Below are 6,650 nucleotides of genomic sequence, written 5' to 3' on the forward strand. Positions count from 1 at the left end.
CTACCACTCCACCGCACCACCATTGCCGGGTGCGCGGACAGGTTACTTTCAGGAACAACGGCTACCCTTGGCCCGTGCCACCCCTTGAGATCCTGATTTCTTCCTGGCGACTCGACTGGGCCGCGGCGGCTTTCGTTGTGGTCACAGGCCTCCTGTACGGGCTGGGGGTGCGGGCAGCAACCCACAAGGGCCGCCGGTGGCCGGCCTGGCGGGCCGCCGCGTTTTACGTTCTTGGCCTGGGAACGTTCGTGGTGCTGACCTGTGGATTCACGGGCGTCTACGGCGCACAGCAGCGGTGGGCGTTCACCCTTAAGCTCTCCCTGCTGCTCTTCGTTGTTCCCCTGCTCATCGGGCTGGGAAAGCCCCTCACCCTGGCCCGGGCTGCCTTGCCGCCACAGGGCATAGCCGCGTTTGACGCGGTCCTGGCCAGCCGGCCGGTCCGGTTTGTCAGCAACTCGTTCGGCGCGCCGCTGCTGGGGCTCGCACTTTTCTCCACACTCCTCACCCCCGCCTTCTACACGTTGCGCACCAACCCTGCTGCTGATGCACTCCTCACGATCGCCGTGCCGCTGCTGGGGATGCTGATGGCTCTTCCCATCATCGAAGAGTCGGACTTCCAGCGCTCCAGTGCCTACCTGACCCTTGAATTCATGTTCGTGTTCATTGAGCTGCTGATCGACGCGATCCCCGGGATCCTGCTCAGTCTCAGCGGCCAGGTACTTGACCACGTAACGTCCGTTCCCGATCCCCAGTGGTGGTTCAGGGACGCGCTTCAAGACCAGCAGTTCGCGGGAAACCTCCTCTGGTTCATCTGCGAAGTTGTGGATCTGCCGCTGATCATCCTCATGTTCATCCGCTTCTCGCGCAGCGACAAGCGGGAGGCGAAGGTCTTTGACGAACTCACCGACGAACAGCTCGACGAACTGAACAGCCAGCACATGCGCGGGCGGCGGTAGATTGGCCCGCTGGAAAATTCGGTGTGCCCACCCCTCCCCGGGGAAGCGTAGAGTGACATAGGACGCCTGATTCTGGACGCCTCGCTGCCAAGGGAGAAATCGTGACGATTGATTGGGACGAAAAAAAGGCCCTTCTACAGGAACCGAACATCGCCAAGGTGACCCAGCTTTGCGATGAACTGATGGAAAAGAAGCCCGGTTCCACCGTTCCCTATATCGACCCCGTCCACGATGAAGATGAGTGCAGAATCATCAGCCTCCATGCCAGCCCCGGCAAGGGCACGGAATCCGGATTCGTCTCGCACAACAACGATGACGAGGCGGCCCGCCGCGCCACCCAGATCTATGAGCTCGCAGAACTGGACCCGCGCTACGTCATGCCGTGGAACGCCTACCCGTGGGTCCGTGAGAGCGGGAGCCCTTCCGCGCTGAGCGTCCAGGAGAAAACCGACGGTCTCCGCCCCTTCCGCCAGTTCCTCAAGATCAACTCCCGGGTCTCGGCAATCATCGCCCACGGCACCGATGCCTCCACGTTCCTGACCCTCTTCGAGAAGACCTATCACTCATCCTTGAAGAACAACGGCATCAAAATCTATAAGGCCTCCGCCCTTGGCGGCAGGGCCTTCGCTGTTTCCGAGGCCAAGCAGGAAGAACTCCTGGCCAAGAACGTGGAGACCTACCGGGACGCGATGCAGCGGGCAGGCATCCAGCACCTGTAGGGGCCAGTTTCCCAGGGTTCTTTCAGGCGTGCGGGCGCATACTCATAGGTACTCTGACCGGCGAAAGAAACAGGCTGAACCTTGACGTCCCATTCCAACCGCTTCCCCGCTGCGGCTTCCCCAACGGACCCGGCAGCCGTTCGCATGGCCGTCCTTCCCCAGTTGCGGCACTGGATTGCGGTGCCGCTCCTCGCCGCGGTCCTGATCGTGGCCGCCGGCCTGGCGCTGCGGTTCGTCCCGGCGCTGACCTCGGCTGACATGTCCGTGGACGCTGAGCTGAGCCACGACCACACTGCACCCCTCACGGGAGTCGCCATGTTCATCAATGTGGTGTTCAGCCCCGCGGGCGGCGTGCTGATGATCGCCGCGCTGTGCCTCTACCTCCTGCTGGTGCGCCGGAGCCCGGTGAATGCGATAGCCACCGGACTGGTGGCCGCCGGCGGCTGGGTAAGCAGCGAACTGTTCAAGGTGCTGGTTGCCCGGCACCGCCCCGACTCCACGGCACTGTTCAACCCGCTGATCCCTGAACCCGGAACGGACAGCTTTCCCAGCGGCCACGTCGCACTGGCTTCCGCGCTGGCGATCGCCGTCTTCCTGCTGGCCCGCGGCACCCGGTGGCAGCGGCCCGCGGCCATCCTGGGAATCGTGGTGCCGGTGCTGGTTGCCTTGTCCCGGGTCTACCTCGGCGTGCACTACCCCACCGATGTCACGGCATCCTTCTTCACCGCAGCCACTGGCGCGGCATTCCTGACCGGCCTGTGGAACAGGTTCGGCCTGGCGCTACTCTCCCGCATCCCGTTCCTGGCGAAGCTCGGCCCAGTCCCGGCGCCGCAGGCCTGACCCGCTGCCATGACGGGCTTCATCGACGGCCTCCTGAACGTCAGCCCGCTCGTGGCTTACATCGCAGTCTTCTGCCTGGTATTCGCCGAGGACGCCCTGTTTGTCGGCTTCGTGATTCCAGGTGAGACGGCGGCGGTCCTGGGCGGAGTGGTGGCAAGCCGGGGCGAAGTGCAGCTCGGTACCATGGTGGCCCTGGTGGTCGGCGCCGCCATCATTGGCGACAGCGTCGGCTACGAAGTGGGCAAACATCTGGGCGGCCGGCTCCTGAAAAACAGGTTCCTGGCGCGCCACTCCGAGAAGCTGGAAAATGCGCAGGACTTCCTTCGGCGCAGGGGCGGGTCCGCCGTGTTCCTGGGCCGTTTCACCGCCTTCTTCCGGGCAGTCATGCCCGCCCTGGCCGGCACGTCCCGGATGCCTTATGGCCGGTTCTTCGCCTGGAACGCGACGGGCGGCGTCGTCTGGGGGACCGGCTTCGTCCTGCTGGGTTTCCTTGCAGGCAACTCCTACGAAACCGTGGCGAAGGCAGTGGGCGAGGACCTCGCCGTCGTCATCGCCGTCCTGGCGGTGGCGGCGCTTGTTGCCTGGCATTTCCAGGCACGACGGCGCAAGCAGCGGCAGCGCCGGGCGAACCGGCCACAGGACAGTGCCTCGAATTCATAGGGGGAGTTTGACACCAACTGTGACCAGTGCCATATTTAAGGCGTGAACCTGTCAGACAGCCGGACAGCAGGACAGCCTGTAGTCCGCCCCCTTGCCCGGCTGAGCGCTGCCGAGGCGGTGTTCAACGCCATCCGCGGGGACATCGAATCGGAACTCATCCCTGTGGGGAGCAAACTCAGCTCGGAAGCCACGCTTTCCCAGCAGTACGGAGTGAGCCGCTCGGTAATCCGGGAAGCCCTCCGCTCCTGCACCGCCCTGGGCCTGACGGTCACCAGGACCGGCAAAGGTACGTTCGTTGTTGCCAGCAAAGTAGCCAACGACCTCACGTTGGGGCAGTACTCGGCGCGGGACCTGACAGAAGCACGCCCACACATCGAAGTCCCTGCAGCCGGCCTGGCAGCAGAACGGCGCACCCCTGAGGAACTCGACATACTCCGCGGGATCGTTGCCGCCATGGCCACGGAAACGGACCCGGAGTCCTGGGTTGCCCTTGACTCCAGCTTCCACGCCACCATAGCCCGCGCCAGCGGCAACAGGGTGTTCGCAAGCGTGGTTGCCGACATCAGGGACGCGCTGGCCCACCAGTCCGAGACGCTGAACATGGTGGCCGACCGCCAGCATGCCTCCGACGTTGAGCACCAGGAGATCCTGGCCGCCATCGAGGCAGGCTCTGCGGAGAAGGCCCGCGCCGCCATGGCCCACCACTTGGAAGCCGTGGGCGTGGCCCTGGACTCCATCCTCAACAACTAGCCATCCAACCCTTCACAAGGACCCCATGCCATCCCCTGTGTTTTCTGCTGCCCATATCGCTGCCCCGGCCGACCTGGCCCTGCCGCAGCACGCTCCGCTGGTCGCTGCCATCCGTGATGGCCTGGTGGAGAGCGTCCACTACGGCTCCGCTGTTGCCTTGTCGGCTGACGGTTCAGTGGCGGCAGCAGCAGGCAACCCCATGGCACCGTTCTATCCACGCTCTGCCCTCAAGCCTTTCCAGGCCGTGGCCATGGTCCGTGCCGGCCTTGAACTGCCTGCCGACCTCGTGGCCCTGGCCGCAGCAAGCCATTCAGGCGCATCAACCCATCGGGATGGCGCGCTGCGCATCCTCGAACTCCACGGCGTGGCCCCCACAGACCTGGGGAACAGCACCGACCTCCCCTACGGGACTGGAGAGCGTGAGGACTGGCTGCGGAACGGAGGCAGCGCCACCCAGATCACACAGAACTGCTCCGGGAAGCACGCCGCCATGGTGGCCACCTGCGTGATCAACGGGTGGCCAGTGCAGGGATACCTGGACCCGTCCCACCCGCTGCAGCAACTCGTGCTCGAGACCGTCAGCGAGCTGACCGGCGAGGACCCGGCCGCCGTAAGCACCGATGGCTGCGGCACTCCGCTGTTTGCCCTCACGCTCCCCGGCATGGCCCGGGGCTTCGGCCGGATCGCCAAGGCAGCCGCGCTCGACGACGGCAGCCCGGAAGCCGCCGTCGGCCTGGCCATGCAGCACCACCCGGAGATGGTGGCCGGCGAAGGCCGCGACGTCACCACGCTGATGCGGCTGCTGCCCGGCGCCGTCGCCAAGGACGGATTTGAGGGCGTTCAGCTGGTGGGCCTGGCCGACGGCAGCGCAGTGGCCGTGAAGATTTCCGACGGCGGCGACCGCGCCCGGATGCCTGCCACCGTCCACCTCCTGGAAGCACTGGGCCTGGACACCGAGCCGCTCAGCGGCATTGCCACGGCACCGGTGGTGGGCGGCGGCCACCAGGTGGGCCGGCTGCTCGCCACCGATTTCCTGGACCCTGCATTCCCGAACACCAACCAGTCCACGCCCGACAACGAAGCCCTGTGAGGACATCCATGACCATCACTGACACCGCAGCGGACACCGCAACCGCCACCCGGTCCGAGCACGACCTGCTCGGCGACCGGGACGTCCCCGCCCACGCATACTGGGGCGTCCACACGCTCCGCGCCGTGGAGAACTTCCCCATTACCGGCCAGAAGCTGTCCACCAACATGCACCTGGTCCGCGGGCTGGCCGCAGTTAAACTCGCCGCCGCCCGCACCAACCGTGAGCTGGGCCTGCTGGACGCCGAACGCGCGGACGCCATCGAGCAGGCCTGCCAGGACGTCATGGCCGGGCGCCTTGCCGACCAGTTCGTGGTGGATGTGGTCCAGGGGGGCGCCGGGACGTCGTCGAACATGAACGCCAACGAGGTCATCGCCAACCGGGCCCTGGAAATCCTGGGACATCCCAAGGGTGACTACGCCCGGCTGCACCCGAACGACCACGTCAACCTCAGCCAGTCCACGAACGACGTCTACCCCACCGCCGTCAAGCTGGGCACCATCTTCGCCGCCCGGGAACTGCTGGCAGCACTCGAAGAACTCGAGGATGCATGCGCCGCCAAGGCCATGGAGTTCCGCACCGTAGTAAAGATGGGCCGCACCCAACTGCAGGACGCCGTCCCCATGACCCTGGGACAGGAGTTCGGCAGCTACGCCGTCACCATCGGCGAGGACCGGCTGCGCCTGGCGGAAGCCGAGTTGCTGATCCACGAGATCAATCTCGGTGCCACTGCGATCGGCACGGGCCTGAACGCCCCTGCCGGCTACGCGGCAACAGCCTGCCGGCACCTGGCGGAAATCACCGGACTGCCACTGGTCACCGCCGTGGACCTCATCGAGGCCACCCAGGACGTGGGCGCGTTCGTCCACCTCTCCGGTGTCCTCAAGCGCGTGGCAGTGAAACTGTCCAAGATCTGCAACGACCTCCGACTGCTCTCCTCAGGCCCCCGCGCGGGCTTCGGCGAGATCAACCTGCCGGCCGTGCAGTCCGGGTCCTCCATCATGCCCGGCAAGATCAACCCGGTCATTCCGGAAGTGGTCTCCCAGGTTGCCTACGAAGTGATCGGCAACGACGTCACCATCACCATGGCCGCCGAAGCCGGGCAACTGCAGCTCAACGCCTTCGAACCGATCATCGTCCACAGCCTCCACAAGAGCATCTCCCACCTCGAATCGGCGTGCCGCACCCTGACGGCCCGCTGCATCCGGGGAATCACCGCCAACACCGAGCACCTGCGCCGCACCGTGGAGCAGTCCATCGGCCTGGTCACCGCATTGAACCCCCACCTCGGCTACGCCACCGCCACCGCCATCGCGCAGGAAGCACTTGCCACCGGCAAGGGCGTCGCCGAACTCGTCCTGGAACACGGGCTCCTCACCGACGCCCAGCTCCAGGAACTCCTGAGCCCCGAACGCCTGGCAAACCTCAGCAAGTAGTCCCCACCTGCTCCCTCGCCCCCCAAACCCGGCCAGGGAACCCGGCAGGCCTGGGCCCACCCCATCCCAAAAAGGACACCCCCATGACAAACACTCCCCTTCCAGACCACGTTATTGATGGTGGTCACGCGCATGCGACTGAGTCCTCCCTGCACGCGGAGGACAAGGGTTACCACAAGAACCTCAAGCCGCGGCAGAT

The 6,650-nt window shown here is 65.6% G+C and carries 7 protein-coding genes; all 7 read left to right on the forward strand.

Annotated elements, in window-relative coordinates:
* Positions 1 to 74: 74 nt before the first annotated feature.
* The 7 genes from AB0313_RS20110 (at position 75) to AB0313_RS20140 (ending at position 6,451) form a co-directional block, all read left to right on the forward strand.
* Positions 75 to 956 carry a cytochrome c oxidase assembly protein gene (locus AB0313_RS20110; protein ID WP_366307863.1) on the forward strand — a complete coding sequence of 294 codons (882 nt, stop codon included), beginning with the start codon at positions 75 to 77 and terminating at the stop codon, positions 954 to 956.
* Between the two features lie 101 nt (positions 957 to 1,057).
* Positions 1,058 to 1,675, forward strand: a complete 618-nt coding sequence (locus AB0313_RS20115; RefSeq protein WP_141945101.1) for a uracil-DNA glycosylase — start codon at positions 1,058 to 1,060, stop codon at positions 1,673 to 1,675.
* 81 nt (positions 1,676 to 1,756) lie between these two features.
* Positions 1,757 to 2,515: a phosphatase PAP2 family protein gene (locus AB0313_RS20120; protein WP_366307865.1), complete on the forward strand. Its 759-nt coding sequence runs from the start codon at positions 1,757 to 1,759 to the stop codon at positions 2,513 to 2,515.
* A 9-nt stretch (positions 2,516 to 2,524) separates the two neighbouring features.
* Positions 2,525 to 3,175 (forward strand): DedA family protein, encoded by a 651-nt coding sequence (locus AB0313_RS20125; protein WP_366307867.1) that lies wholly within the window; start codon positions 2,525 to 2,527, stop codon positions 3,173 to 3,175.
* A 42-nt stretch (positions 3,176 to 3,217) separates the two neighbouring features.
* Complete coding sequence (locus tag AB0313_RS20130) at positions 3,218 to 3,925, forward strand: FadR/GntR family transcriptional regulator (protein ID WP_307312208.1); 708 nt, start codon at positions 3,218 to 3,220, stop codon at positions 3,923 to 3,925.
* Positions 3,926 to 3,950: 25 nt separating this feature from the next.
* Positions 3,951 to 5,015 carry an asparaginase gene (locus tag AB0313_RS20135; RefSeq protein ID WP_366307869.1) on the forward strand — a complete coding sequence of 355 codons (1,065 nt, stop codon included), beginning with the start codon at positions 3,951 to 3,953 and terminating at the stop codon, positions 5,013 to 5,015.
* Between the two features lie 8 nt (positions 5,016 to 5,023).
* Positions 5,024 to 6,451: an aspartate ammonia-lyase gene (locus AB0313_RS20140; protein WP_366307871.1), complete on the forward strand. Its 1,428-nt coding sequence runs from the start codon at positions 5,024 to 5,026 to the stop codon at positions 6,449 to 6,451.
* Positions 6,452 to 6,650: the final 199 nt, after the last annotated feature.

The sequence above is a fragment of the Pseudarthrobacter sp. NPDC080039 genome (assembly GCF_040702335.1).
GTDB classification, from domain to species: Bacteria; Actinomycetota; Actinomycetes; order Actinomycetales; family Micrococcaceae; genus Arthrobacter; species Arthrobacter enclensis_A.

What these genes read in the sequence shown, in the direction of transcription:
- AB0313_RS20125 (WP_366307867.1), top strand. Translation starts at nt 2,525, where the DNA reads ATGACGGGCTTCATCGACGGCCTCCTGAACGTCAGCCCGCTCGTGGCT.
- AB0313_RS20135 (WP_366307869.1), top strand. Translation starts at nt 3,951, where the DNA reads ATGCCATCCCCTGTGTTTTCTGCTGCCCATATCGCTGCCCCGGCCGAC.
- AB0313_RS20140 (WP_366307871.1), top strand. Translation starts at nt 5,024, where the DNA reads ATGACCATCACTGACACCGCAGCGGACACCGCAACCGCCACCCGGTCC.